Below are 23,662 nucleotides of genomic sequence, written 5' to 3' on the forward strand. Positions count from 1 at the left end.
GATCTCCTGCCCGAGCACCGGGTCCGGCACGCCGATCACCGCCACCTCGGCGACGCGCGGGTGCTCGCGCAGCGTCTTCTCGATCAGCACCGACGACACGTTCTCGCCCCCGCGCCGGATCACGTCCCGCTTGCGGTCGACGAAGTAGAGCCAGCCGTCCTCGTCGACGAACCCGAGGTCGCCGGTCAGGAACCAGCCGTCGCGGAAGGCGGCGGCCGTCTCCTCGGGGTCGCGGAAGTACGCCGTCAGGCACGCCGGCGAGCGGACGGCGATCTCGCCCGTCTCGCGCGGCCCGAGCGTGCTGCCTCGGGCGTCGAGGATGCGGAGCTCGACGCCCGGCACCGGCGGGCCGCAGGAGCCCGGGCGCCACGCGGCGCCGAGGGGCGTGATGGTCACCACGCCGGCGTCGGTCGAGCCGAAGCACTCGGCGACGTGCCGGACGCCGAAGCGGCGGATCACCTCGTCGCGGACGGGTGCGGCGCCGAGCCCCAGGATGATGCGCAGCCGGCTCGTGCGCTCGAGCGCCGACGACTCGCGCGTGAGGAGCATGGCGAGGGTCGTCCCCAGCGTGTAGAGGACCGTGGCGCCCGTCGCGTGCACGAGCGGCCAGAACTCCGAGGCGTGGAACGCCCGCGGGAAGGCGACCGTCCCGCCGGCGTGGAGCGCCGTCTGCACCGCGCCCCAGGCGTTGCCGTGGAAGAGCGGCGTCACGGCGAGGATGGTGTCGTCGGGCGTGAGCCCGAGCGCCTCGATGAAGTGCCGCCCGCCCATGCCGGTCGAGCCGTGGCTGAAGAGGACGCCCTTCGGCGTGCCGGTCGTGCCCGAGGTGTAGAGGAGCGTGGAGGCGTCTCCGGGGCCGAGGGCGACGGCGGGCGGCGCGGCGGCGCTGCCCGCGACCAGCGCCGCGAATGCGTCGGCTCCGAGCACCGTGCCCGCGGCCTCGAGCCTTGCCGCGTCGGTGATCACGACCTTCGGCTCCGCGTGACCGAGGACGTAGCCGAGCTCGCGCGCGCCGAGCGCCGGGTTCACCGGATTCAGCACGCCCCCGGCGCGCAGGATGCCGAAGGCGGCGACCAGGTACTCGACCGAGCTCCCCATCGCGAGCGTCACCCGGTCGCCCTTCGCGACGCCGAGCCCGCCGAGCGCGTTCGCCGCGCGATTCGCGAGGCCGTCGAACTCGGCATAGGTCACGCGCCGGTCCGCGTGCAGGATGAACGGGTGCGCCCCGCGCTCGGCGGCGGCGCGCTCGAGCGCTGCGAGGAGCCCGGCCACTACGCGAGCGTCCCCCAGTCGGCCACCAGCGTCGCCCCGGTGATCATCGGCGTCTCGTCCGAGGCGAGGAATGCGATCGTCCTGGCCATGTCCTCGGGCTTCGACATCTGGTGCGGCACGGGCGGCGAGTAGTAGGCGACGAGCGATGGCTCGAAGTCGGGGCGCGGGATGAAGTTCTTGATGAACGGCGACATGATCCCCGCCGGCGCGAGGCAGTTGGCGCGCAGCCCGCGGCTCGCGAACTCGAGCGCGATCGAGCGCGTGAAGTTGACGAGCCCCGCCTTCGAGGCCGCGTAGTGCGCGGCATACGCCTGTCCGCGCATGGCGGCCGAGGAGGCGACGTTGACGATCGTCCCGCGCGCCGCGAGGAGATGCGGCAGCGCCGTCTTCACGGTGTTGAACGGCCCGGTCAGGTTCACGGCGAGGACGCGCGCCCATTCCGCCGGGTCGATCTCCTCGAGCCGCGCGCTCCGCCCGACGGCGGCGGCGTTCACCAGGATGTGGAGGCCCCCGAACAGCGCGACCGTGCGCTCGACGGCGTCGCGCACGGACGCCATGTCGGCCACGTCGCAGGTCGCGCCTTCCGCCGAGCCGCCCGCCAGGCGGATGGCGAGGATCGTCTCGGCGAGCCCGTCGGGGTTCACGTCGACCGCGAACACCCTGGCGCCCTCGGCCGCGAAGAGCCTGGCCGTCGCCCGCGCGAGGCCCGAGCCGGCTCCGGTGATGAACAGCACGCGATCCGTGAAGCGTCCGGTTGACATGCTCCCTCCCAGCCGTCAGTTAAGCGCGCCATGGCGACCATCCAGGAAGGGAAGGCAGCCCCCGCCTTCACGCTCAGGGACGCGCAGGGAAAGTCGGTCTCGCTCGCGGACTTCGCCGGCAGGCACGTCATCCTCTACTTCTATCCCAAGGACGACACGCCCGGCTGTACCAAGGAGGCGTGCGGCTTCCGCGACGCCTGGAAGGAGATCGGGAAGCTCGACGCCGTCGTGCTCGGCGTCTCCGCCGACGGCGAGGCCTCGCACCAGAAGTTCATCGCCAAGCACAAGCTCCCGTTCCCGCTCCTCTCCGACCCCGAGCGCAAGGTCATGAAGACCTACGGCGCCTACGGGGAGAAGACGATGTACGGCAGGAAGACCGTCGGCGTCATCCGCTCGACGGTGTGGATCGGGCCCGACGGGAAGGTGCGCAAGCACTGGGCGCGGGTCAGCGATGCGGCGGCGCATCCCGAGCAGGTGCTGGCGGCGCTGCGGGCCGAGTAGGGCGCGCGGCGCGCAAAGCCGAGCGGCGTCTCGTAGGCTTCTCCATGACCTGATCCGATCACGGGATCTTCCTGGCGCGGCCCGCGTGACGACGTTGCGGGGTCGAGGTGGCACCCCGCGCCGATGGTGCCGCCGCCTCGCAGCGCGGTCGCATTCTGGCAGGGGCGCAAGTCCATCGTAGCCGCTCCCGGATGTCGCCATCCTGCGCCCCGCGTGACGGCTCGCCCCGAGGGGCGCATGGCCGTGGGGGTCTCGAGCGGGCGCGAGCCTCGAGAGGTCCCTCGGTACGGCCCTTGCTCTTCCCCCGGGAGGGTCGGCGACCCGAAAAGAGGTGTCATGAAGCTTCCCTGGAAGGTGCTTTGTGGTGTGATCGGTCTCGGCGCGATCCTCGCTGCGACGGCGCGCGAGACCAGCCAGCCGTGTGGGGCGGGGTGCGGTGCGCAGACCGCCGCCTGTCTCAAGACCGCGCGGGTGACGCGGTCGAGCTGCCGGATGGACTGTCGGGCGAACTCCGCTCCGGCGGACATCGGCTCCTGCAGCCGTGGCTGTACGGACACGTTCCGGTCCGACCGGACCACCTGCCGCAGCAACCAGCCGAGCTGCGTGCAGGCGTGCGACGCGTCGTCGACCTCGGCGGGTGACCCGTCCACCGCGGCCTGCCTGGGGGCGTGCGGCGAGGACCTCGGGGCGTGCGCGCGCAATGCCACGGCGAACTTGAGGACCTGCGTGACGGGATGCCGGACCGCCTCCGACGTTCGCTCGTGCCTCGAGGGCTGCGCCGCGCCGGCACAGGCGGACACGGCGGCCTGCCCCGCGGACTTCCAGTCGTGCGCCGGGACCTGCGCGACCACCATGCCGCCGCGTCCCGCCTGCGGCGCCCCGACCGGCGCGGCTTGTGGCGGGACGTGCTCGACACCGGGCCAGGTCTGCCGCGGCGTCGGCCGAACGTGCACCTGTACGACGCCCTGAGGCCAGCATGTCCGCGCGGGGCGTGGTCAGGCGATGGCGTAGAGGCGCCGCGGGTTGGCCTCGAGGATGCGGCGCTTGCTCGCGTCGCTCAGGTCCGTGCGCTCGGTGATGATCTTCACCGTGTCGGGGAACTTGCAGTCCCAGTGGTGGTAGTCCGAGGCGTAGACGACCACGTCCTCGCCGAGCGACTGCACGACCCACGGGATGCCCCGCTCGTCGGGATCGCAGCCGATGCAGCAGCGGCCGGAGAGGAAGTACTCGCTCGGCTTGCGGTCGATGCGCGGCGCCTGCTCGGGGGTGAGCTCCCAGTGCTCGTCGAGGCGTTCGAGCCAGAAGGGGAGCCAGCCGACGCCGGCCTCGAGGAAGGCGACGCGGAGCTTGGGGAAGCGGTGCAGGATGCCGCCCACCGTGAAGGCCATGACCGCGATCATCTGCCCGACCGGGTGCGTGAAGGCGTGCACCTCGAGCCGGGTGCTCCACCGGTCGACGCCGATCGGCACCTGGTCGATCGCCTGCCCGCCGCCGTGGACGCAGACCGGGACGCCGAGGCGTTCGGCCTCGCGCCACACCACGTCGAAGCTCGGGTGATCGAGGTTCCGCTCGCGGATGTGCTGCGGCGTCACCATGCCGACCATGCCGAGCTGGGTGACGGCGCGGCCCAGCTCGGCGGCCGCCGCCTCGGGGTCGATCATGGGGAGCTTGGCGACCGACTTGAGGCGCGCCGGCGCGTAGCGGCAGAACTCGGCGCGCGCGTCGTTCAGCGTCCGGCAGAGCGCGATCGCGAAGCCGCGGTCGAGGCCCGCCCACTCCTCGCCCGCACCGCCGGGGAACATGACGGTCACGTCGATGCCTTCGAGGTCCATGTCGGCGAGCCGGCTCTCGGGATCCGTCATGCCGGGCCGCGAGAGGCTGTCGACGCGCGCCGTGCCGCGCGTCTCCTTGACGCCGACCCCGGGCAGGTTCGCGAACTGCTGCTTGATGCGCTCGCGCCGGGCCGCCATGTGCGGCTGGAACTCGCGCGGCAGGCGCTCCTGCCAGTCGGCGGGCTCGCCGCCGTGGCCGTCGGCATCGATCACGAAGTGGCCGAACTTACCCATGGGCGCTGCCTCCGAGGGAGAAGACGCCGCGCGCGAGCCGCCCGCCGCGCAGGTCGTCGAGCGCGGCGGCGAACTCGTCGAGCGCGTAGCGGCGCGTGATGAGCTCGTCGATCTTGAGCCGGCCGCCGAGGTAGAGGTCGGCGAGCATCGGGAAATCGCGGCGCGGCCGGGCGGTGCCGTAGCGGCAGCCGAGGATCGCCTTGTTCTGGTAGAGGGCGTGGACCACGAAGTCGAACGTCGAGCCGATCTTCGGCACGCCGACGATGGTGAGCGCGCCGCCCGCACCGAGCGCGTCGAGCGCCTGGCGGATGACGGTGAGGCTGCCGACCGCCTCGAAGGTGTAGTCGGCGCCCCCGCGCGTCAAGTCGCGGACCGCGGGGACGGGGTCGTCCTTCGTCGCGTCGATCGCGTGCGTGGCGCCGAGACGACGCGCCAGCTCGAGCTTCGCGGGCACGACGTCGACGGCGATGATCCTGGCCGCGCCCGCGAGCACGCCGCCCTGCACGCAGGAGAGGCCGATGCCGCCGAGGCCGAAGACGGCCATCGAGGCGCCGGTCTCGACGCGCGCCCGATTGAGCACCGCACCTACCCCCGTCATGATGCCGCAGCCGATCAGCGCCGCGCGGTCGAACGGCACGCGGGCGTCGATCGCGATCGCGCTCTGCTCGCGAACGACGGTCCAGTTTGCGAACGCTGACGCGTTCGCAAACTGATACGCGGGCTCGCCGTCCAGCGTGAAGGGCCGGGCGTCCTTGGGACTGGGGGCATTCCGGCATTCGGTCGGGCGTCCGACCTCGCAGGCGGGGCAGCGGCCGCAGTGGGCGAGCGTGGAGAGCACGACCGTGTCGCCCTCCTCGACAGCGGTGACACCCGCGCCGACGGCATCCACCACACCGGCGCCCTCGTGGCCGAGGACGACGGGGGTGGGGTAGGGGATCGCGCCGTCGATCACGCTCAGGTCCGAATGGCAGAGGCCGGCGGCGCGGATCGCCACCCGGACCTCGCCGGGTCCCGGATCGCGGACGCCGACCTCCTCGATGGTGACCGGCCGGCCGGCGGCGCGGAGGACGGCTGCCCTCATGATGGAGGGGTACCGATCTTGAGGACGCGGCCGGCGGTCTCCCCGGTCAGCTCGCCCCCCGCGACGATCGTCCTGCCGTTCACGAAGACGCGCACGACGCCCTCGGGACGCACCTGCCAGCGCTCCTCCCCGCCGGGCATGTCGCGCACGAGCTGCTTCTTGCCGAGGGCGAGGCGGGTCGGGTCGAACATCATGATGTCGGCGGGGCAGCCCCGCACCAGGGTGCCGCGGTCGCGCATGCCCGTGAGCAGGGCCGGGACGCGGGTGATCCGGCGCACGCCCTCCTCCAGCGGGAGGATCTTGCGATCGAGCAGCCACGAGCGGAGGTAGTAGGTGGACCACTCCGCGCCGTCGTCGCGATCGGCGTGCGCCCCGCCGTCACCGGTGCCGACGATCATGTGCGGGTTCTGCTGCGCCTCCGCGCTGGCCGCGATCCACTCGGGGCTCTCGCTGTTCCAGAGGAACTGCGTCTCGAGGTCGTCCGCCACGGCGAGGTCGCACATCACGTCGGCCGGATGCGCCCGCTGCTCCTGGGCGAGCTGCGCGAGGCTCCTTCCCACCGCGTCCGGGCGCGCCGCGGAGCGGTCGACGAAGACGCGGTCGAGCGCCGGGGGCGGTAGCGTCGAGCCCAGCTTCGGGTCGGTGTTCGGGTGGTCGAGCCCCCAGCGGAGCTGCTCGCGGAACTTCGCGTCGCGGAGCCGCGCGAGGCGCTCGGCGGGGGGGAGGTCGGGCAGATCGCGCCAGTGGACGACCCCGTCGAACAGCGAGGTCCCGCGCCGCCAGTTGAAGGGGCGCATGAACGGCTGCGTGCGCAGCATCGAGAAGATGGCGGCGCCCCGCTGCCTCGCCTCTTCGAGGAAGCGCACCTGGTCCTCCCACTTCGCCCGCTGGCCGGGACGGAAGCCCATGCCCTGCACGATGACGGGAAGCCCGGAGCGGCGGGCGAGCTCGATGAGCCGCTCGCGGTCCTGAGCGTCGTAGCCCTGCACGGCGCTCTCGGCGAGGAAGGCGATGGTCGCCGGGCCGCGCTCGCCCGCCGCCTCGGCCAGGGTGGCGACCTCCTCGAACGGGGCGCGGCGCGACGGCACGGGCCGGCCGGCCTGGTCGACGTGCGTCGGCGCCTGCGACGAGGAGAAGCCGGCGGCCCCTTCCGTCATCGCATCGCGCACGAGCGTGCGCATGTGCTCGAGCTCCGGGGCGGTTGCCGGCCGCTCGGAGGCCCCGTCGCCCATGACGAAGCGGCGCAGCGCCGAGTGGCCGACGTAGAAGGCGGCGTTGATCCCGAGGCGGCCGTCGAGCACTTTGAGGAGGGACGGGAACGTGTCCCAGTCCCAGGGGAGGCCCTCGCGGAGCACGTTCGGCGACATCCCCTCGACCCGGGCGAAGAGCTCGATCAGCCAGTCGTGGTCCTTGCGCGCGCAGGGGGCGATCGAGTAGCCGCAGTTGCCGGCGACGACCGCGGTGACGCCGTGGAAGCACGACGAGGTGGCGAACGGCTCGAAGGTGAGCTGCGGATCGTAGTGGGTGTGCACGTCGATGATGCCCGGCATGACGACCAGCCCGTCGGCATCGATCGTCTCGCGCGCGCCGGAGAGCCGCCCGACGTCCGCGACCAGGCCGAGCTTGATCCCGACGTCGGCGGTGCGGCTGGGGAGGCCCGAGCCGTCCACTACCCTGCCGCCCCTGATGATCGTGTCGAACATGGCTACTCCTATGCCGTCCAGCCGATGTACTTGAGCTCGCTGTACGCCGCGAGCGCCCAGCGCCCGCCGTCGCGGCCGATGCCGGAGCGCCGGTAGCCCCCGAAGGGCGCGTCGGGGTTGAGCGGGCTGCCGTTCACCTGCACCGTCCCGGTGCGGAGCGCGCGCGCCACCCTGAGCGCGCGCTCGGCGTCGCGCGTCCACACGTAGCCGTAGAGGCCGTAGTCCGAGTCGTTGGCGAGGGCGATCGCGTCGGCCTCGTCGCGGAACGGGATGGCGCTGATCACCGGGCCGAAGATCTCCTCCCGCGCGATGACCATGTCGTTGCGCACGCCGGTGAAGAGCGTCGGCTCGACGTAGTAGCCGCGCGCGAGGTGCGGCGGGCGCCTCCCACCGCAGGCGAGCGTCGCCCCCTCGGCCAGGCCCTGCGCGATGTAGCGCTCGACGCGCGCGCGCTGCGCCGCCGAGACGAGGGGGCCCACCACCGTGCCCGGCTCGCGCGGGTCCCCGACGCGGAGCGCACGGCCGGCTGCGGCGAGCCGCGCCGTGAAGTCGTCGGAGATCGACTGCTCGACGAGGAGGCGCGTGCCGGCGATGCACGCCTGCCCCGTGTGGAACGTCCACGGCTGCATCGCGCCCGCGAGCGCCTTCGCCGGGTCGGCGTCGGCGAAGACGATGCTGGGCGACTTGCCGCCCAGCTCGAGGAGCACGCGCTTCATGCGGGGCGCGACCGCCTCCTGGATGCGCGCGCCGACGGCCGAGCTGCCCGTGAACGAGATCATGTCGACCTCGGGCGCGAGCACGAGCGCCTCGCCGATCTCGGGGCCCTGGCCGGCGACGAAGTTGAGGACGCCGGGCGGCAGAACTGCGGCCACGATCCGGCAGAGCGCCGCCACGCCGAGCGGGTCGGCGGGCGCGGGCTTCACCACCAGCGTGTTGCCGCAGGCGAGGGCGGGACCGATCTTCCCGGCGCAGCTCGTCATCGGGAAGTTGAAGGGCGTGATGCAGGCGACCACGCCGACCGGCTCGCGCGCGACGAGGCCGTGGGCGCTGCCGCGGGCGGGCAGGGGCTCATCGGCGGGGATGGCGGCGAGCTCGGCGGCGCGCGCGAGGCGCACGGCCACCGCGCCCACCTGCTGCGTCTCGGCGACGGGACGGACGGCGCCCGTCTCGGCGATGGTGAGATCGACCAGGCCCGGGGCCTCGCGCGCGAAGCGCTCCGCGGCCTCGGCGAGGCGCGCGGCGCGCTCGGCGCCGCTCATGGCGCGCCACGGGCCGCGCTCGAAGGCCGCGCGCGCGGCCCGCGCCGCGGCGCGCACCTGCTCGACCGAGCACTCCGGCGCGTGGCCGGCGAGCTCCTCGGTCGCCGGGTCGATCACCGCGTACGTCCCCCCCGCGGCGCGCACCCACTCGCCGCCGATCAGGATCTGGTCGACGACGGGGACGCTCACGCTGCCTTCGCCTTGAGCGCCGCCTCGCGCTGGCGCGTCGTGCGGTGCATCGGGTCCTGGTCGAACCTCGGGAGCACGTGCCTGCCGAAGGTCTCGATCGACTCGAGCACGTACTTCTGGTCCAGGGTGAGGGTCAAGGGCGCGTAGATGAGCTGGTCCACGCCGAGCGCCTCGTACATCTCGATCACTCGTACGATCTCCTCGGGCGCGCCGATCTGGCGGCCACCCACGGCGAGCCCCGCCCGGAGCTCCTCGGGCGTGCTCGGCGGCACCTTGATCGGCCCCTCCCGGGGGAAGCCCTTGGGGCGCGGGATGGAGTCGAGCCAGCCGAAGAAGAATTCGGTGAACGCCTCCACGCGCGCCCTGGAGTAGAGGTGGCGCGCCTTGTCGCCGTCCTCGAGACAGAACATGTTGGTGGTGACGGCGATGTTGTCGTTGACGTACTCGCCGATCGGGTTCGTGCAGCGCTTGATCGCCTCCTTGTAGTTGCGCACGTGCTCGGCGATCTCGGCCGGCGTGCCGAAGGTGAAGCAGAGCGAGCCCAGGCCGAGCTCCCCTGCCTCGATGAAGGTGGGCGGGCTCGAGCAGGCGACCCAGATGGGCGGGTGGGGCTTGGAGTAGGGCTTGGGGAGCACGTTCCGCTCCGGCATGCGGAAGTACCTCCCCTCGAACGCGTAGGGCTCGTCGCGCCACATGCGGGGGATCTGCTCGAGCGACTCGCGCCACATGGGCTTGGTCTCGGCCGCCGACGGGATGGCGAAGCCCGCCCACTCCGCCGACGACGAGCCGCGGCCGGTGCCGAACTCGACCCGGCCCTCGGAGAGGTGGTCCATGACCGCGATGCGCTCGGCGACGCGCGCCGGGTGGTTCACCGCCGCCGTGATGTTGACGATCGCCGTGCCGACGTGAATGCGCTTCGTGCGCGCCGCGACCCAGGAGAGGTACACCTCGGGCGCCGGCTGGTGGGAGTAGTTCTTCAGGAAGTGGTGCTCCGGCGACCAGTCGTACTTGAAGCCCGCCGCCTCGACCGCGAGCGAGACCTCGAGCTCGCGGAGGTAACGTGAGTGCTCGTCGTCCCACGGCGGGACGTGCATCTGCGAGAAGATCCCGAACTCCATGAAACGCCCTCCCTGGATCGGGTATTCGTCAGTCCGAATTAGCATTCGGAAATCCGACTTGTCAATCGGACCCGGCGATGGTAGACGGGGGGGCATGGCCGCCCGCCGGAAGCCCCGGGACGAGGCCCGCCGGGCCCGCACCGACGTCTACCGGAGCCACATCGTCGAGGCCGCGGAGCAGGTGTTCGCCGAGCGCGGCTTCGCGCAGGCGAAGCTGCAGGACATCTCGCGCCTGGCCGGGCTCTCGATGGGCACCATCTACGCCATCTTCCCGAGCAAGACGGCGCTCTACCGCACCATCCTCGAGGAGCGCGGGCGGGAGCTGCTCGAGCTGGCCCGCCAGGTGGCGGGCCGCAAGGCGCCGCCCGCCGAGGCGCTCGACGCGCTGATCGGGCTCTACATCGACTACTTCGTGGCGCACCCCGCCTTCCTGCGCATGCACCTGCGCGCCGGGACGTCGTGGGCCATCGCGCCGAGCGGCACCGAGGCGCAGGTCGAGCACTGGCGCGACATCCACGCGCTCCAGGCGGACATCTTCCGGCGCGGCGTCGCGGCCGGGGTGTTCGTCGACGAGGACCCGGCCTACCTGGCGCGGCTCTTCTCCGCCCTGGACCAGGTGCTGCTCGCCGACTGGGTCGCGAGCGGGATGAAGGCCGACCGGGACGCGCTCGTCCGGCGGCTACGGAGTCAGGTGGAGCGGAGCTTCCGCCGCGCGGCGCGCGCGCCCGCGCCTCGCCACACGGCCACGTTCATCTCGGCGTAGACCTCGCACGCCGCGTCCCACAGCGTGGGCAGCGCCGGGGTAGCGAGCCTATTTCACGGCCAGCGGGTTGAGGGGCGACCCGAGGCCGCCCGTCACCTTGAGCGGGGGGGCGCTGAACAGGAACGCCCACACCCCGTCCCGGGCGCAGTCCGCGGCCAGCTCGTCCAGGTCGAACATCTCGCCCAGCGTGAGGCCCATGTCGCGGATGCAGAGGGCGTGGACGGGGAGGGGGACGGCCGGATCCTCGAAGGGGATCACCTCGACGGCGCTCGTGTCGCTGGCGACCGCGGCGACCTCGCGCGCATGGAGCCACTCGACGCAGGCGATCCCCAGCCCCGGCATCTGCCGCATGTAGCCCTCGCGGTCGCCGTCGCGCGTGAACACGGCCAGGTGCCCGGTGCGGAGGAGAAGGACGTCGCCGCGCTCAGCACGCACGCCCGCCGCGCGCTCGGCGGACTCGAGATCGGCGGGCCCGATGACCTCGCCCGGGCGGAGCCGGTCCACGCCGCGCGCGCGCGCCAGGTCGAGCAGGACGCCGCGCGACAGGATGCCGCGCGCGAGCTTGTCGATCGCGTTGCGGCCGGCGCCGGCGGGGCCGAGCGTGGACGCGGGCACGCCGTTGTAGAGCCGGCCCTCGTACCAGACGTGCGCCAGGCTGTCCCACTGGGTCGCGCACTGGAGCGGCATGCTGACCGCGTCGTCGGCGTAGCGCGGGCCGTCGGGATCGGCGCCGAGGCGCCCGTCGACCGCCGTCATGGTGTGGACCGGGTTCGTGCGCCCGCCCTGACCGATCTGCGGCCCCCCGGGACCGAGGGAGAGGCCCAGGCTGAAGACCGCGCCCCGCCTCACGTACGCCGCCGCGCGGCAAACCACGTCCGGGGTGATGAAGTTGACCGTGCCGCGCTCGTCGTCCGCGCCCCAGCGCCCCCAGTTGGAGACCCGGCGGGCGATCTCGCGCACCCGGGTCATCGACCGGGCAGCTCGGCCTCGGCGGTCGCGGTCGCCGTCACCTCGTCGCGGTGGTTCACGCACTGGAGCTCGCAGCGCACGTACGCCCTGCCGTCGCGCTCGAACTTGTCGCTGACCCGCCCCTTCACCCAGGTGACGTCGCCCATGTAGTTGAACTTGTGGTAGCGGGCCTCGAGGCGCGTGAGCAGCCCGCTGTCGCCGATCCAGTCCGTCACGCACTGGCAGAGCCAGGCGCAGCGCTCGGGGCCGAGGTCGTACGCCCCGGGCAGGCCGAGCAGCCGCTGCGTGAAGGCGTTGTCCCAGTGCACGCGCTGCGGCGGCTCGGGGACGCCCTGCTCGTTCGGGATCATGAGCGCGGGGTGCTTGTCGTAGAGCCGGGCCGCCACGATGTTCCCCACCAGGTAGATGCCGAAGAACGACTCGAAGGCGATCTCGGCGGTGGGCGTGAGCGGGCCCTTGAGGAGCGGACCGAGCGGGTCGCCCACCTCGACGTCGTCCCACCATCGCTCGGTCGCGCGCGTCTGCCGGCGGTACTCCTCCTGGAAGCGCGCGATGTCCTCGGGCGTCCACTGGGCGAGCGCGATCTCGCCGTACTTCTTCTTCTCGCGCGTCTTCGTGCGCTCGATGCGGATCCAGGTGTCGTTCCGGAGCCCGACGCGCTGCCCGTCCTGGTCGTAGTAGACCGCCTCGTAGGTCTGGTAGAGGGCGCGGCCGCCGCCGAAGGTGCTCTCTTTCTCGGTGAGCGACTTGAGGTAGCAGTCGGCGCGCAGGCGGTCGCCCAGCCTGACCGCGCGCTCCCACTCGTAGAGCGAGCCGGTCCAGATGGAGTGCACGCCGGGCAGACCCTCCGGGAGCCCGCTGTGGCCGACGGCGCGCAGCGTGTCCATGCTCTGCACGATGATGGGCGGGGCGATGAGCGTCCCCCAGCGCGTCTTCCGCGCGTAGTCCTCGTCCAGATAGAGGGGCGAGAGATCGCCGATCGCGAGCGCGAGATGGTAGATCGCGTCGCGCGTCACCTCGGTGCGCCATGGGCGGCGGCCCGGGAAGCCCTGCCCGATGCGGGCGCGCAGCTTCGCGATGCCCTCGTCGGTGATGCGGCCATGCTCCGTGTCAGCCATGGGGCCTCCGTGCGAGCGGCCGCGGGCGCGGCCCGAGGAGCCGGATGATCGCCTGCTCGAGGAAGCGGCGCTGGACGGCGAGCGCGCGCGCCGAGAAGGGGTCGTCGCCCCAACCGGCCAGCCGGCGGAGCGCGGTGGCGTTCGTGAAGTAGGCGAAGATCATGCCGAAGAGGGCGACGCCCAGGTGCGGGACCTGCTCGGCCTCCCAGCCGGCGTCGCGGGCCGCCTTGCGGACCACCGCGATGCCCTCGCGGTAGAGCGAGCCGACCCAGCGAGCGAGGAGCGCCTGCACCGCCGCCGACTCCTCGAGCAGCGCACGCTGCAGCAGGCGCGCGAGGTGCGGATGGCGGGCCAGGTGCGCGGTCAGCCGGTCGAGCGTCGCGTGCACGCGCTCGGGGCGGAGCCCGTCCTGCCAGGCGACGGCCACGGCCTCGACGATCGGCCCGAGCCCCCGCTCGAGGACGGCGTCGTAGAGCGCCCGCTTGCCGGAGAAGTGGTTGTAGAGACTCGAGGCGGTGATCCCCATCTCGCGCGCGAGGTCGCGCACCGCCACGCCCTCCACGCCGCGCGCGGCGAACAGGCGCTCGGCCGTGTCGAGGATGACCTCGCGGGTCGGCAGCGCGGCGGCGCCGTGACCGGCCCTGCGCTTGGCGGCCGCCGTCGGCATGCGAGACGTGTAACGAACGAACGTTCGTTACGTCAAGCCCCGCCGCCCGGCGGGCGCCTACTCCCTTCGCCGCGTCCACCCGGCCGGACGCTTCTCGACGAACGCCGCGAAGCCCTCGCGCACCTCGTCGGAGGCGAGCGAAGCGGCGAACATCGCGAAGTCGATCGCGGGGAGCTGGCGGTTCAGGTCGCGCTTGAGCGCCGCCCGCGCCTGCGGACCCGTCGCTCGCACCCGCTCGATCGTCTCGGCGAGCGCCGTCTCGAGCTGCGCGTGGGGCACCACGCGCGCGACGAGGCCCATGGCGAGCGCCTCGGCGGCGGTCACCTCCGCGGCCGTGAAGAGGAGGAGCTTCGCGCGCGCCATGCCCACCCGGGTCGCCAGGCGCGCGCCCAGGAAGCAGTCGGCCACGCCGCGCAGCAGCTCCGGGGCGCGGAAAGTGGCGCGCTCGGAGGCGACGGCGAGGTCGGCGGTGAGGGTCAGGTTGAGCCCGCCGCCCTGGCACGTACCGTTGATCCCGAGCACGACGATCTTCGGGCAGCGCTCGAGCTGCATGAAGGGGAGGAGGTCGATGCCGTCGGTCTCGCGGTCGAGCCCGGCGCCGCCCTCGTGCCGCCCGCCCATCTCGCCCCCGACGCAGAAGTGATCGCCGGTGGCGGTGACGAGGAGCACGTCGATCGCCGGGTCGCGCTCGGCGAGTACGGCGGCCTTCTTGAGGCCGTGGTACATCTCGATAGTGAGCGCGTTGCGGCGCTCGGGGCGGTCGATGACCACGCGCAGCGCGCCGTCGACCCTGGTGGCCTGCAAGTGGCGCGAGCCCAGGTCGAGCGCTGCGGGGCGCATCCGGCACTCTCTACCATTGCGACCGCCTCGGTTGCCACGACTCCAACCGGCATTGAGGGCATGGATGCTACCAAGGTCGAGGTGATGGAGGGCCGCTGCGCTTGCACGCCCCGCGCCTCTTGAGGTAGTGGAACGCCTCGTGGTGCGGGTGTTGAGGGGCGACTGCCGGGTGGCAACGGGGAGCGGACGAGGCTGCGGGGTGCCACCAGCTGCAAGCCGCGACCGGGGACGCTGGAACGGTCCGAGCACGATCGGGCCGTAGCCAGAAATACCGGTTCGTGTCGCAGTACAGTCACCTCACCGCCGACCTCACCAACGAAGGCTCGGTCATCGCCAAGGTCGCTCGGCTGATCGGGCCGGATCGGCGGGTGCTCGACGTCGGCTGCGCGCACGGGTACGGGGCCGAGGCCCTGGGCACGCTGGGCTGCCGGGTGGTGGGAGTGGAGCGGGACGCGGAGGATGCGGCGCGGGCCCGGGCGTACTGCGAGCAGGTGCTGGTGGCGGACGTGGAGCAGCCGGGGTGGACCGCGGCGCTGGGGGCGGGGCGCTTCGACGTGGTGCTCTTCTCGGACGTCCTCGAGCATCTGCGGGACCCGGGGCAGGTGCTGCGGGAGGCGCTGGGGGTCCTCGAGCCGGAGCGCGGCGCTGTGGTGGCGTCGGTGCCGAACGTTGCGCACGTGTCGGTGCGGCTGGAGCTGCTGCTCGGGTCGTTTCGCCGTGAGACGCTCGGGATTCTGGACGCGACGCATCTGCATTTCTTCACGCGGGAGACGCTGGAGGAGCTCCTCGTGTCGTCTGGGTTGGCGGTGGAGTCATGGGACTGCACCACCAACGAGGTGGCGGACCCCGTGATCGTGGAGTACCTCCGGCGGGCGGGGATGTCGTACACCCCGGCCCTGCGCGACGCCTTCGCGCGCTCCGGGGCGATGGCCTACCAGTTCATCCTGAAGGCCCGCCCTGCCGCGCGGCAGCACTCGCCTCTCGTCGAGATGGTCGAGAAACCGCTGGAGTTCATGCAGCGCCTGCACGCCACACGCCTCGGCGAGCCCCGCGACGCGGGGCTTCGCGTGCTCCAAGTCGTCGATCAGTTCCCACCGGGAGACGCGACCGCCCCCGGGGCCTACTGTGCCGACCTCGCCTTCGCCCTCGCCCGGCGCGGCCACGCGGTGCGGGTGCTGAGCACGGCGAGGGTCCGGGAGGACGTGGGAACGACCATGGAGCTGGACGGCGAGCTGGCGATCGTCGTCGACCGCGTGGCTGCAACGCGAGCCTACCGGACGCTGGGAACGGTGGGGCGGTTCTTCGACGGTTTCGACAACCCGGAGGCGCGGCCCGTGGTCCGCTGGCTGCTCGACCAGATGCAGCCCGACGTGGTCCATATCCAGCAACTGGGGTCGCTCTCCGCCGAGCTCATTCCCGAGTGCCGCAACCGCGGCATCCCGAGGGTGGTGACGCTGAACGACTACTGGTTCCTCTGCCACCAGGGGAGCCTCGTCCGGCGTGACGGGGAATGCTGCGATGGCCCGGCGCGGGGCCGGAACTGCTGCCAGTGCCTCGAGTGGAGCAAACTGGCCCGGTCGCGCCTCAACCCGGTGGCCGTCGGCGCGAACCTCTACCGCTACGAGTACCTCAGGCGCCAGCTCCTGAAGGTCGATCGCATCCTCGCCCCCTCCCGGTTCGTGCGCGAGGTCTTCCGCCGGAACGGCATTCCGACCGAGCGCATGACGCTCTGCCCGTACGGCACCCCGAGCCCCCCGCCCTATCCGGGCACCTGGCTACCGGAGAGGCGCCGCCACGACCGTGTTCGCTTCGGCTTCTTCGGCGCGCTGACACGGGAACAGGGCGCCCACGTACTCGTGGAGGCCTTCGCCGCCGTCCCCGCGGGTCAGGGCGAGCTGCATGTGTTCGCAGCGCCGGTCGACCGGCGATACGCGGAGGAACTTCACCGGCGGAGCATCCATCCCGACATCCATTGGCACGGCCCCGTGACCCGGCGCGACCGCTGGGAGGCGCTGGCCGCGATCGACGCGCTGGTCGTCCCCTCGACGTGGCAGGCGCCCTCACCGTTTGCCATCCACCAGGCACACGCGGCGCGCGTACCCGTCATCGGCGCCGCCATCGGCGGCATCCCGGAACTCGTCCAGCATGGAGCCACCGGCCTGACCTTCCCGGCCGGAGACGCCAAGGCCCTCGCCGCCTGCCTGCAGAGCGTCATCGCCGATCCCGACTGCCTTGCCCGCTGGCGCCGGGCCATCGTCCCGCCGAAGGCGATGGAGCCGCACGTCGAAGGCATCGAGGCGCTCTACCGGCAGCTGTGCGCCGCCCGCAGGCCGCGGCCTGCCCCGGCGACCGTCGGCGCGCCGTAGCACGGTGCCCGACGGAATGTCCGCGCGGAGGCGGCTGCTCTGTGACGATCCGGCGGCCGGGCGCGCTGGCGGGATCAGGCGAGCGTCAACAGCACCCGCCGGCCTGGGTGAAGTTCTGCCCCGCGACGCTGTTGCCGGAGAGCGTGACGCTGTGGCTCGGGGGAGTGAAGCTGCACCCGGACTTGCTGGCGGTCACGGTGTAGCTGCCGTTCACGAGGCCGAAGAACGTGTAGTGGCCGGCGCTGTCCGTCGTGGTCGTCCTGGACGCCGCCCCCGACAGCGTCACGGTCGCGCCCGCGAGCGCGGCGCCCCCGCTGGTCGTCACGCGTCCCGCGATGTCGAGGCCGGTGCACGCCCCGAAGTTGCCCGTGCTGCCCGCGTTCGAGGACCGGCGCACGCGGCTCAGGACGCGCCGAACGCGGCGCGGAGCGCGCTTGCCGCCTCCTTCGTCGCGGTGCGGGCCTGGGTGAGCAGGGTGCCCATGCCGAAGAAGCCGTGGATCATGCCGGGGTAGCGCTTCACCAGGACCCGATTCCCGGCTTCGCGGAGGCGGGCGCCGTAGGCTTCACCCTCGTCACGCAGCGGGTCGAACTCGGCGGTGACGACGAGCGCCGGGGGGAGGTCCTTCAGGCTCTTTGCGCGCAGCGGGCAGAGGTACGGGTCGTCCAGGTCGGGGTTCTTCCCGCAGTAGTGGTTCCAGAACCAGCGCATCATCCTGGCGGTCAGGAAGTAGCCCTCGGCGTTCTCCCGATACGACGCAGTGTTCGCCGAGGGCGCGTCGGTCACCGGGTAGACGAGGAGCTGGAAGACGAGCGGCGGTCCGCCGCGGTCGCGCGCCATCAGGGAGACGACCGCCGCCAGGTTGCCGCCTGCGCTGTCGCCGCCGACCGCGATACGGCGGGCGTCGCCGCCGAGCGCCCCGGCGTTGGCGGCCACCCAGCGCGTGGCCGTGTACGCGTCCTCGCCCGGAGCGGGGAAGGGATGCTCGGGCGCGAGGCGGTAGTCCACCGACACGACCAGCGCGCCCGCGGCATTGGCGAGGTGGCGGCAGAGGCCGTCGTGCGTCTCGAGGTTGCCGATCACCCAGCCGCCGCCGTGGAAGTAGACGAGCGCCGGGAAGGGCGCACGGCCCTCGGGCGCGTAGACGCGCACCGGAATCTCGCCGCGCGGGCCCGGGACGGTGCGGGTCTCGACCCTGGCGATCGCCTCGCCCTCGCCGGCGGCGGCGGAGAGGGTGACGATCGCGGCGCGCGCCTCCTCGACGGAGAGCTCGTCGAAGGGGCGCACCACGGCCGTCATCTGCTCGAGCAGCATCTTGGCTTCGGGATCGAGCGGCATGGTGTCCTCCGATCAGGTCACGCAGCGGAATACCGGCAGGGTGAGGCGCTCGTCAACGCGCTCGAAGGTCACTTCGACGGGGAGCCCGACGCGGAGCCCGCCCGGCGGCACGTCGTGCAGGAAGGTCGCGAGGCGGACGCGCGCGTCCTCCTCCAGCTCGACGAGCGCGGTGACGAAGGGCACGCGATCCTCGTAGCCGGGGAGGAAGGCGCGGTGCACGGTGACCCACGTGAAGAGCCGCCCGCGCCCGCTCACGCGCGTCCACTCGTGCTGCCCGCCGCCGCACTCCGGGCAGGCCGAGGCCGGGTACCAGACCCAGCGCCCGCAGTCCCGGCAGCGCGGGAGGCGGAGCTCGCCCGCGCGGCAGCCCTCCCAGAACGCACGCGCCGCCGGCCACTCCGGGTCGGGCAGGTGGCGCGCCGCGATCTCGCGCGCCGCTGCCATCAGCCGCGCCCGAGGAGCAGGGTCGCGTGCTCGGAGCCGGAGTAGCCCGCTACCAGCCCGACCTCCGCGTCCCTCACCTGGCGGGGCCCCGCCGCGCCGCGGAGCTGCCGCACCGACTCGCACACGTTGTTCATCGAGAGCATGAAGGCCTGCGCGAGCTGCCCGCCGCTCGGGTTCACGGGGAGCACGCCGCCGAGCGCGATACGCCCACCGCCGACGAACGGCCCGCCCTCGCCGCGGCCGCAGAAGCCCATGTCCTCGAGCTGCTGGATCACCATCGACGTGAAGTTGTCGTAGAGCGTGACGAAGCCGACGTCGCCCGGCTCGAGCCCGGCCATGGCGAAGGCGCGCGGGGCGGAGTGCACCGCCGCGGTCGCCAGGTAGTCCGAGCGCAGGCTCGCGTACTCGCCTTCCTCGCTGACGCCGGCGCCGACGCCGAGCACCGTGACCGGCGGCTGGCGGAGGTCGCGCGCGCGCTCGACCGAGGTCATCACGAAGGCGCCCGCGCCGTCGTTCACCAGGCAGCAGTCGGAGGCGCGGAACGGCTCGGCGAGGTAGGGCTCGGCGAGGTACTGCTCCAGGGTGAGGGGGCGATCGCGGAGGAGCGCGTTCTCGCTGAGCGCCGCGTGGCGGCGGAAGGCGACCGCGATCGCTCCGAGCTGCGCCTCGGTCGTGCCGTAGAGCTCCATGTGGCGGCGCGCCATGCCCGCGAAGTAGACGATCTGCGGATACCAGCCGAAGGGGATCTCGAAGCTCGCCTTCATCGGCATCTCGGCGTGCAGCTGGCCCACGTTCCCCTGCCGCTCCGTTCCCCACGCGAGCCCGCGCACGCAGAGCACCGCCGTCGCCAGGCCCGCCTCGATGGCGAGCGCGGCGAGCAGCGGCGCCGAGGCGACCGCCGCGCCGCCATTGTAGCCCGCGGCGTTGAAGAACTGGCGCCGCACGCCGAGCTCGCGCGCCAGCTCGTGCAGCTCCGCGTAGGACGTGCCGGGCGCCATGATGCCGTCCAGGTCGCGCGCCGCGAGCCCGGCGTCGGCGAGCGCCGCCCGGGCGGCCTCTAGGAGGAGCGCCATGAGGGGGCGCGCCGCCCGCCGCTCGTAGCGCGTCTCGCCGATGCCGACGATGGCGATGCGGCGGGAGAGGCGCGAGCTGCCGCCGGACTCCACGGGCTACGCTCGCGTCCCCTCGATGACGCTGAGCTGCGTGGCCGTGGGAACGATGCCCGCCGGCGTGAAGCCCGCGCTCGCGAGAAGCGCGCCGTACTCGGCGGCGGTGCGCTCGCGGCCGCCCGTCCAGAGCAGCATGTTCAGGTCGCCGAGCACTATACCCTGCGTGTCGGCGCTCTGGTCGATCCGCTCCGGGACGACCCGCTCGACGAGGAGCAGCCGCCCGTCCCGGGCCATGGCGCGATGGCAGTTCCGCAGGATGGCGACGCTGCGCTCGTCGTCCCAGTCGTGGATGACCCACTTGAGGACGTAGGCGTCGCCGCCGACGGGGACCGAGGCGAAGAAGTCACCCGCGACCAGCTCGCAGCGCCCGGCGAGCCCGGCCTCCGCGATGCGGGCCTTCGCGTTCTCGATGACGGGCGGGATGTCGAAGAGGATGCCGCGCAGGGCCGGGTTGCCACCGAGGATGGACGAGATCAACGCGCCCTGGCCGCCGCCCACGTCGACCAGCGTGCGCAGGCGCGAGAAGTCGCACGCGGCCGTCACCGCGGCGTCGAAGGCCGAGGTGAGCGACGTCATGGCCGCGTTGAAGAGCGCGGCGCCCTCGGGATCCCGGGCGCTCTCCTCGAGAAACGCCTGCGTCCCGCGCGGGCCCCACACCGGCTCGCCGCTCATCACGCTCCGCTCGAGCTTGCCCCAGGCGTGCCAGTTCCGCTCGTCGCCGAAGAAGATCGCGGCGGCGCGGAGCGAGCGCGGGGCGTCGCTCCGGAGCAGCGCACCGAGCGCGCTCGGTGCAAAGCGGCCGTCTGCATCCTCGGTGAACACGCCCAGGCTCACCAGAGCGCGCAGCAGGCGACGGAGGGCGCGCGCGTCGGCGCCCGTCGCGCGCGCCAGCTCCTCGCTCCCGCGTGCCCCGTCCCGCAGCAGGTCCGCGAGGCCGAGCCGGGCGGCCACGCAGATGGCCTGCATCGCCCGGTAGCCAGTCATCAGATGAAGGAGCGTCGTCGCCGGCGTGGCCATGGCTAGATCACCTTCGCCGCGCGCAGCTCGGCCAGCTCGGCCGAGGTGAGCCCGAACTCGCGCAGCACCTCGTCCGTGTGCTCGCCGAGGGCGGGCGCGAGGCGCTCCACACCGGTCGGCGTCGCCGAGAGCTTGACCGGCGGGGCGAGGGTGCGGATGCGGCCGCGACGGTCGTCCGTGCGCTCCACCACCGCGGCGTTCGCCGCGACCTGGGGGTGCGCGAGGATGTCCTCGAGCCGGTTCACGCGGCACGCCGGGATGTCGTGCGCCTCGAGGAGCGCGATCCAGTCGGCGCAGTCGCGCGTGCGGAAGACGTCGCTCAGGATGGGCACGACCTCGGCGCGGTGCTGGACGCGGAGGTCGTTGGTCGCGAAGCGCGGGTCGGCGAGCAGGTCCTCTCGGCCGATCGCCGCGCAGAGCCGCTTCCAGAAGGCGTTGGTGAGGCAGGCGACGATGAAGTAGCCGTCACGCGCCGGGAAGGCCTGGTACGGCACCAGGTCGGGATGGCCGCTCCCGAACTTGCCGTATCGCTGGCCGTCGGTGAGGACGTTGGCCGCGACGTCGGAGAAGAGCGAGACGACGGCGTCGAGCATCGCCACCTCGACGCGCTGGCCCGTGCCGGAGCGGTCGCGCTCGACGAGCGCGGCGCAGATGCCGAGCGCCGCGTAGATGCCGGTCGTGATGTCCGCGACCGGCGGGGCCGACTTGATGGGCGGGCCGCCCTCCTCGCCGGTGTGGCCCATGAGCCCGCCCGTCGCCTGCAGGATCAGGTCCATGCCGGGCTTCTGGGCGAGCGGGCCGCGCGGGCCGAAGGCGGTGATCGAGCAGTAGACCAGGCGCGGGTTCGCGGCCCGCAACGTCTCGTAGCCGAGGCCGTGGCGCTCCATCACGCCGGGGCGGAAGTTCTCGACCAGCACGTCCGACTGCGCGACGAGGCGGCGCACCAGCCCGGCCCCCGCCTCCTGGCCGATGTCGATGGTGAGCCCGCGCTTGTTGCGGTTCAGCCCCTGGAAGTTGAGCCCGCCGATCTCGGGCGGGAGCCGGCCGGTGCGGTCGGCGTAGCGGATGCCGTCGCCGCGCCCGGGTTTCTCCACCTTGACGACGTCGGCGCCCAGGTCGCCGAGCAGCGACGTGCACCACGGGCCCGCCGCCTGGTGCGAGAGGTCGATGACGCGGATGCCCGCCAGCGCCGCGCGCCGCTCCGCCATCACCGGTCTCCGGCGGCCGCCCTGGCGTACATGCGCCGCCTTTTACCAGCCTCCGCGTTGCCGCGTCCACGCGCGTTGACGCTCCGGGCCCGGCCGTGCTTAGCCGGCCGCATGGCCGCCCGTCTCGAGCTGCCCGCCGACCACCCGCACGTCGCCGTGGTCACCATCGACCGTCCCGCGCAGGCGAACGCGCTCGACCCGCCGACGCTCCGCGAGCTGGCCGCCGCCTGGCGCCGCATCGCGGCCGACCCCGAGATCCGGTGCGCCGTGCTGACCGGGGCGGGCGAGCGCGTCTTCTCGGCCGGCATGGACATGAAGACGACCATCCCGGCGGCCCAACGCTTTGCGCGCGGCGAGCGCATCGAGCCCGAGGCGTTCGAGGGCCTGCGCAGCGTGGCGACCGCGCTGCTCGCCGGCTTCGACCTGGCGACGCCGCTCGTGTGCGCGGTGAACGGCCACGCGCGCGCCGGCGGCTTCGACCTGATGCTCGCCGCAGAGATCCGCTACGCGGTGCCCGAGGCCACCTTCGCGCTCGAGGAGGTGGCGCTCGGGCTCTACCCGACGGGCAACGCGACCGTGCTGCTGCCGCGGCAGATCGGGTGGGTGCACGCGCACGAGCTCCTCCTGACCGCCCGCCCGATCGACGCGCGGCGCGCGCTCGAGATCGGGCTCGTCAACCGGATCGTTCCCCGCGACCAGCTCATGGCGACGGCGCTCGACACGGCCGACGCGATCGCCGCCAACGCGCCGCTCGCGGTGCGCGAGACGCGGCGCGGGGTGCGCGAGATCGTGCACCTCCCGCTCGCCGAGGCCTACAAGCGCCAGGAGGAGATCGGCGCGCCGCTCAGGCGCAGCGAGGATGCGCGCGAGGCGCAGCGGGCGTTCGTCGAGAAGCGGCCCCCGGCGTGGAAGGGGCGCTGAGCGAGCTCCCGGTCCGTGGTCTTTGCCGCGTCCGTCACCCGTATTGACAGAGGTGGACGCCAGATCTAGCGAACAGCAGGGTGAGTAGGACGCTGCTCGAGGTGCAAACGGAAGCGAGGAGCACCTGACGGAGGCCGTGTGGTACTTCGGCTACGGCAGCAACATGAGCCGCTCCATCTTCTGCGAGCGGCGCGGGATGCGTCCGCTGGCGACCCGCTGGGGGTGGCTGGAGGGCTACCGTCTCTGCTTCAACCTCCCGGTCGGCCCGGGCGAGCGGGCGGTCGCCAACGTCGAGCCCGAGGCGGGCGCGCGCACGTGCGGCGTGCTCTACCTCCTCGACCCCGAGGAGCTCGATCGCCTCGATCGCAGCGAAGGGGTCCATCGGGGCGTCTACCGGAGGATTCCGGTCGAGGCGGTGGTCGGCGGAGCGGAGCGCGTCGCGGCCTTCACCTATCGGTCCTCGTGGACGCTCGCGGGGCGGAAGCCGTCGGCCCGTTACCTGCGCCTGCTCGTCGAGGGAGCGCGGGACCATGGGCTGCCCGCCGAGTACGTGACGTTCCTCGAGAGCCACGAGCTGGCGTGGGACGAGCGCCGGCAGGAGGACGTGATGACGAAGAAGAGCGTGCGATTCTACTTCGCGTACAACAGCCCCTACTCCTTCCTCGCCAGCGGCCGCATCGAGCGCGAGCTGGCGCCGCTCGGCGCGGAGGCGGAGTACAAGCCGGTCTACTCCCCGCGCACGGGAGGCGCTCCCGACCTGAACTCCCCCAGGTTCAGGTACCTCTTCGAGGACGTGCTGCGCTTCGCCGAGGCCTACGGTCTCGCGCTCAACCCCGGCCCGTTCGCCGACAGCAAGAAGGCCTGCTGCGGCTTCTTCTTCGCGCGGGAGAAG

The 23,662-nt window shown here is 72.9% G+C and carries 22 protein-coding genes; 5 read left to right on the forward strand and 17 right to left on the reverse strand.

Translation table 11 applies throughout. From position 1 onward, the window contains the following. The coding region (locus tag E6J59_16255) for an acyl--CoA ligase (protein TMB17490.1) at positions 1–1,710 on the reverse strand (1,710 nt) is incomplete at its 3' end. Continuing rightward, on the reverse strand, positions 1,272–2,033 hold the full coding sequence (locus tag E6J59_16260; protein TMB17491.1) for an SDR family oxidoreductase: 762 nt from the start codon (positions 2,031–2,033) through the stop codon (positions 1,272–1,274). The genes E6J59_16255 and E6J59_16260, both read right to left, overlap by 439 nt. A 30-nt stretch (positions 2,034–2,063) precedes the next feature. On the opposite strand from E6J59_16260, the gene E6J59_16265 reads away from it, so the two are divergent. Next, positions 2,064–2,534 carry a peroxiredoxin gene (locus tag E6J59_16265; protein ID TMB17492.1) on the forward strand — a complete coding sequence of 157 codons (471 nt, stop codon included), beginning with the start codon at positions 2,064–2,066 and terminating at the stop codon, positions 2,532–2,534. Positions 2,535–3,529: 995 nt separating this feature from the next. Here E6J59_16265 and E6J59_16270 read toward each other — a convergent pair. From E6J59_16270 to E6J59_16290, 5 genes are read right to left on the reverse strand one after another with little or no spacing between them, the layout of a single operon-like run. Then, the gene (locus tag E6J59_16270; GenBank protein TMB17493.1) at positions 3,530–4,600 is read right to left on the reverse strand and encodes an amidohydrolase; all 1,071 of its coding nucleotides are present in this window, start codon (positions 4,598–4,600) and stop codon (positions 3,530–3,532) included. Beyond that, positions 4,593–5,681, reverse strand: coding sequence for a Zn-dependent alcohol dehydrogenase (locus tag E6J59_16275; protein ID TMB17494.1), 1,089 nt, complete (start codon positions 5,679–5,681; stop codon positions 4,593–4,595). The genes E6J59_16270 and E6J59_16275 overlap by 8 nt, the downstream gene beginning before the upstream one ends. Next, positions 5,678–7,384: an amidohydrolase gene (locus tag E6J59_16280; GenBank protein ID TMB17495.1), complete on the reverse strand. Its 1,707-nt coding sequence runs from the start codon at positions 7,382–7,384 to the stop codon at positions 5,678–5,680. Before E6J59_16280 ends, E6J59_16275 begins: the two co-directional genes overlap by 4 nt. Before the next feature lie 8 nt (positions 7,385–7,392). Beyond that, positions 7,393–8,832: an aldehyde dehydrogenase family protein gene (locus tag E6J59_16285; protein ID TMB17496.1), complete on the reverse strand. Its 1,440-nt coding sequence runs from the start codon at positions 8,830–8,832 to the stop codon at positions 7,393–7,395. Then, on the reverse strand, positions 8,829–10,046 hold the full coding sequence (locus E6J59_16290; protein TMB17497.1) for an LLM class flavin-dependent oxidoreductase: 1,218 nt from the start codon (positions 10,044–10,046) through the stop codon (positions 8,829–8,831). The genes E6J59_16285 and E6J59_16290 overlap by 4 nt, the downstream gene beginning before the upstream one ends. Here E6J59_16290 and E6J59_16295 point away from each other — a divergent pair. Further along, positions 9,949–10,713, forward strand: coding sequence for a TetR/AcrR family transcriptional regulator (locus E6J59_16295; protein TMB17498.1), 765 nt, complete (start codon positions 9,949–9,951; stop codon positions 10,711–10,713). The two genes, E6J59_16290 and E6J59_16295, sit on opposite strands and share 98 nt — an antisense overlap. Positions 10,714–10,761: 48 nt before the next feature. Here the strand turns inward: E6J59_16295 and E6J59_16300 are convergent, their stop codons facing one another. Genes E6J59_16300 through E6J59_16315 form a run of 4 tightly spaced genes read right to left on the reverse strand, consistent with a single transcriptional unit; the run spans position 10,762 to position 14,307 of the window. After that, complete coding sequence (locus tag E6J59_16300; protein ID TMB17499.1) at positions 10,762–11,682, reverse strand: cyclase family protein; 921 nt, start codon at positions 11,680–11,682, stop codon at positions 10,762–10,764. After that, entirely contained in the window at positions 11,679–12,800 is a 1,122-nt protein-coding gene (locus tag E6J59_16305; protein TMB17500.1) for an acyl dehydratase, read from the reverse strand. Before E6J59_16305 ends, E6J59_16300 begins: the two co-directional genes overlap by 4 nt. Then, positions 12,793–13,467, reverse strand: coding sequence for a TetR/AcrR family transcriptional regulator (locus tag E6J59_16310; protein TMB17501.1), 675 nt, complete (start codon positions 13,465–13,467; stop codon positions 12,793–12,795). Before E6J59_16310 ends, E6J59_16305 begins: the two co-directional genes overlap by 8 nt. Before the next feature lie 57 nt (positions 13,468–13,524). After that, positions 13,525–14,307, reverse strand: coding sequence for an enoyl-CoA hydratase/isomerase family protein (locus E6J59_16315; protein TMB17502.1), 783 nt, complete (start codon positions 14,305–14,307; stop codon positions 13,525–13,527). Positions 14,308–14,585: 278 nt separating this feature from the next. Between E6J59_16315 and E6J59_16320 the strand changes: the two genes are divergently transcribed. Then, on the forward strand, positions 14,586–16,673 hold the full coding sequence (locus tag E6J59_16320) for a methyltransferase domain-containing protein (GenBank protein TMB17503.1): 2,088 nt from the start codon (positions 14,586–14,588) through the stop codon (positions 16,671–16,673). A gap of 85 nt (positions 16,674–16,758) precedes the next feature. Here the strand turns inward: E6J59_16320 and E6J59_16325 are convergent, their stop codons facing one another. Genes E6J59_16325 through E6J59_16350 form a run of 6 tightly spaced genes read right to left on the reverse strand, consistent with a single transcriptional unit; the run spans position 16,759 to position 21,849 of the window. Continuing rightward, positions 16,759–17,079, reverse strand: a complete 321-nt coding sequence (locus tag E6J59_16325) for a carboxypeptidase regulatory-like domain-containing protein (protein ID TMB17504.1) — start codon at positions 17,077–17,079, stop codon at positions 16,759–16,761. Continuing rightward, positions 17,076–18,011, reverse strand: a complete 936-nt coding sequence (locus tag E6J59_16330) for an alpha/beta hydrolase (protein ID TMB17505.1) — start codon at positions 18,009–18,011, stop codon at positions 17,076–17,078. Before E6J59_16330 ends, E6J59_16325 begins: the two co-directional genes overlap by 4 nt. A gap of 12 nt (positions 18,012–18,023) precedes the next feature. Next, positions 18,024–18,455 (reverse strand): hypothetical protein, encoded by a 432-nt coding sequence (locus tag E6J59_16335; protein TMB17506.1) that lies wholly within the window; start codon positions 18,453–18,455, stop codon positions 18,024–18,026. Further along, positions 18,455–19,621 (reverse strand): thiolase family protein, encoded by a 1,167-nt coding sequence (locus E6J59_16340; GenBank protein ID TMB17507.1) that lies wholly within the window; start codon positions 19,619–19,621, stop codon positions 18,455–18,457. Before E6J59_16340 ends, E6J59_16335 begins: the two co-directional genes overlap by 1 nt. 3 nt (positions 19,622–19,624) lie before the next feature. Next, positions 19,625–20,641 carry a methyltransferase gene (locus E6J59_16345; GenBank protein ID TMB17508.1) on the reverse strand — a complete coding sequence of 339 codons (1,017 nt, stop codon included), beginning with the start codon at positions 20,639–20,641 and terminating at the stop codon, positions 19,625–19,627. A gap of 2 nt (positions 20,642–20,643) precedes the next feature. After that, positions 20,644–21,849, reverse strand: a complete 1,206-nt coding sequence (locus tag E6J59_16350; protein TMB17509.1) for a CoA transferase — start codon at positions 21,847–21,849, stop codon at positions 20,644–20,646. Between the two features lie 30 nt (positions 21,850–21,879). Between E6J59_16350 and E6J59_16355 the strand changes: the two genes are divergently transcribed. Both E6J59_16355 and E6J59_16360 read left to right on the forward strand, forming a co-directional pair. After that, entirely contained in the window at positions 21,880–22,770 is an 891-nt protein-coding gene (locus tag E6J59_16355; protein TMB17510.1) for a hypothetical protein, read from the forward strand. 163 nt (positions 22,771–22,933) lie between these two features. After that, positions 22,934–23,662, forward strand: a 729-nt coding sequence (locus E6J59_16360) for a hypothetical protein (protein TMB17511.1), incomplete at its 3' end; no start/stop codon positions are given.

This window comes from Deltaproteobacteria bacterium (assembly GCA_005879795.1).
Classification (GTDB): Bacteria; Desulfobacterota; Binatia; order DP-6; family DP-6; genus DP-6.

What these genes read in the sequence shown, in the direction of transcription:
- E6J59_16260 (TMB17491.1), bottom strand. Translation starts at nt 2,033, where the DNA reads ATGTCAACCGGACGCTTCACGGATCGCGTGCTGTTCATCACCGGAGCC.
- E6J59_16265 (TMB17492.1), top strand. Translation starts at nt 2,064, where the DNA reads ATGGCGACCATCCAGGAAGGGAAGGCAGCCCCCGCCTTCACGCTCAGG.
- E6J59_16270 (TMB17493.1), bottom strand. Translation starts at nt 4,600, where the DNA reads ATGGGTAAGTTCGGCCACTTCGTGATCGATGCCGACGGCCACGGCGGC.
- E6J59_16275 (TMB17494.1), bottom strand. Translation starts at nt 5,681, where the DNA reads ATGAGGGCAGCCGTCCTCCGCGCCGCCGGCCGGCCGGTCACCATCGAG.
- E6J59_16280 (TMB17495.1), bottom strand. Translation starts at nt 7,384, where the DNA reads ATGTTCGACACGATCATCAGGGGCGGCAGGGTAGTGGACGGCTCGGGC.
- E6J59_16295 (TMB17498.1), top strand. Translation starts at nt 9,949, where the DNA reads ATGAAACGCCCTCCCTGGATCGGGTATTCGTCAGTCCGAATTAGCATT.
- E6J59_16290 (TMB17497.1), bottom strand. Translation starts at nt 10,046, where the DNA reads ATGCCCCCCCGTCTACCATCGCCGGGTCCGATTGACAAGTCGGATTTC.
- E6J59_16300 (TMB17499.1), bottom strand. Translation starts at nt 11,682, where the DNA reads ATGACCCGGGTGCGCGAGATCGCCCGCCGGGTCTCCAACTGGGGGCGC.
- E6J59_16305 (TMB17500.1), bottom strand. Translation starts at nt 12,800, where the DNA reads ATGGCTGACACGGAGCATGGCCGCATCACCGACGAGGGCATCGCGAAG.
- E6J59_16310 (TMB17501.1), bottom strand. Translation starts at nt 13,467, where the DNA reads ATGCCGACGGCGGCCGCCAAGCGCAGGGCCGGTCACGGCGCCGCCGCG.
- E6J59_16315 (TMB17502.1), bottom strand. Translation starts at nt 14,307, where the DNA reads ATGCGCCCCGCAGCGCTCGACCTGGGCTCGCGCCACTTGCAGGCCACC.
- E6J59_16330 (TMB17505.1), bottom strand. Translation starts at nt 18,011, where the DNA reads ATGCCGCTCGATCCCGAAGCCAAGATGCTGCTCGAGCAGATGACGGCC.
- E6J59_16335 (TMB17506.1), bottom strand. Translation starts at nt 18,455, where the DNA reads ATGGCAGCGGCGCGCGAGATCGCGGCGCGCCACCTGCCCGACCCGGAG.
- E6J59_16345 (TMB17508.1), bottom strand. Translation starts at nt 20,641, where the DNA reads ATGGCCACGCCGGCGACGACGCTCCTTCATCTGATGACTGGCTACCGG.
- E6J59_16350 (TMB17509.1), bottom strand. Translation starts at nt 21,849, where the DNA reads ATGGCGGAGCGGCGCGCGGCGCTGGCGGGCATCCGCGTCATCGACCTC.
- E6J59_16355 (TMB17510.1), top strand. Translation starts at nt 21,880, where the DNA reads ATGCGCCGCCTTTTACCAGCCTCCGCGTTGCCGCGTCCACGCGCGTTG.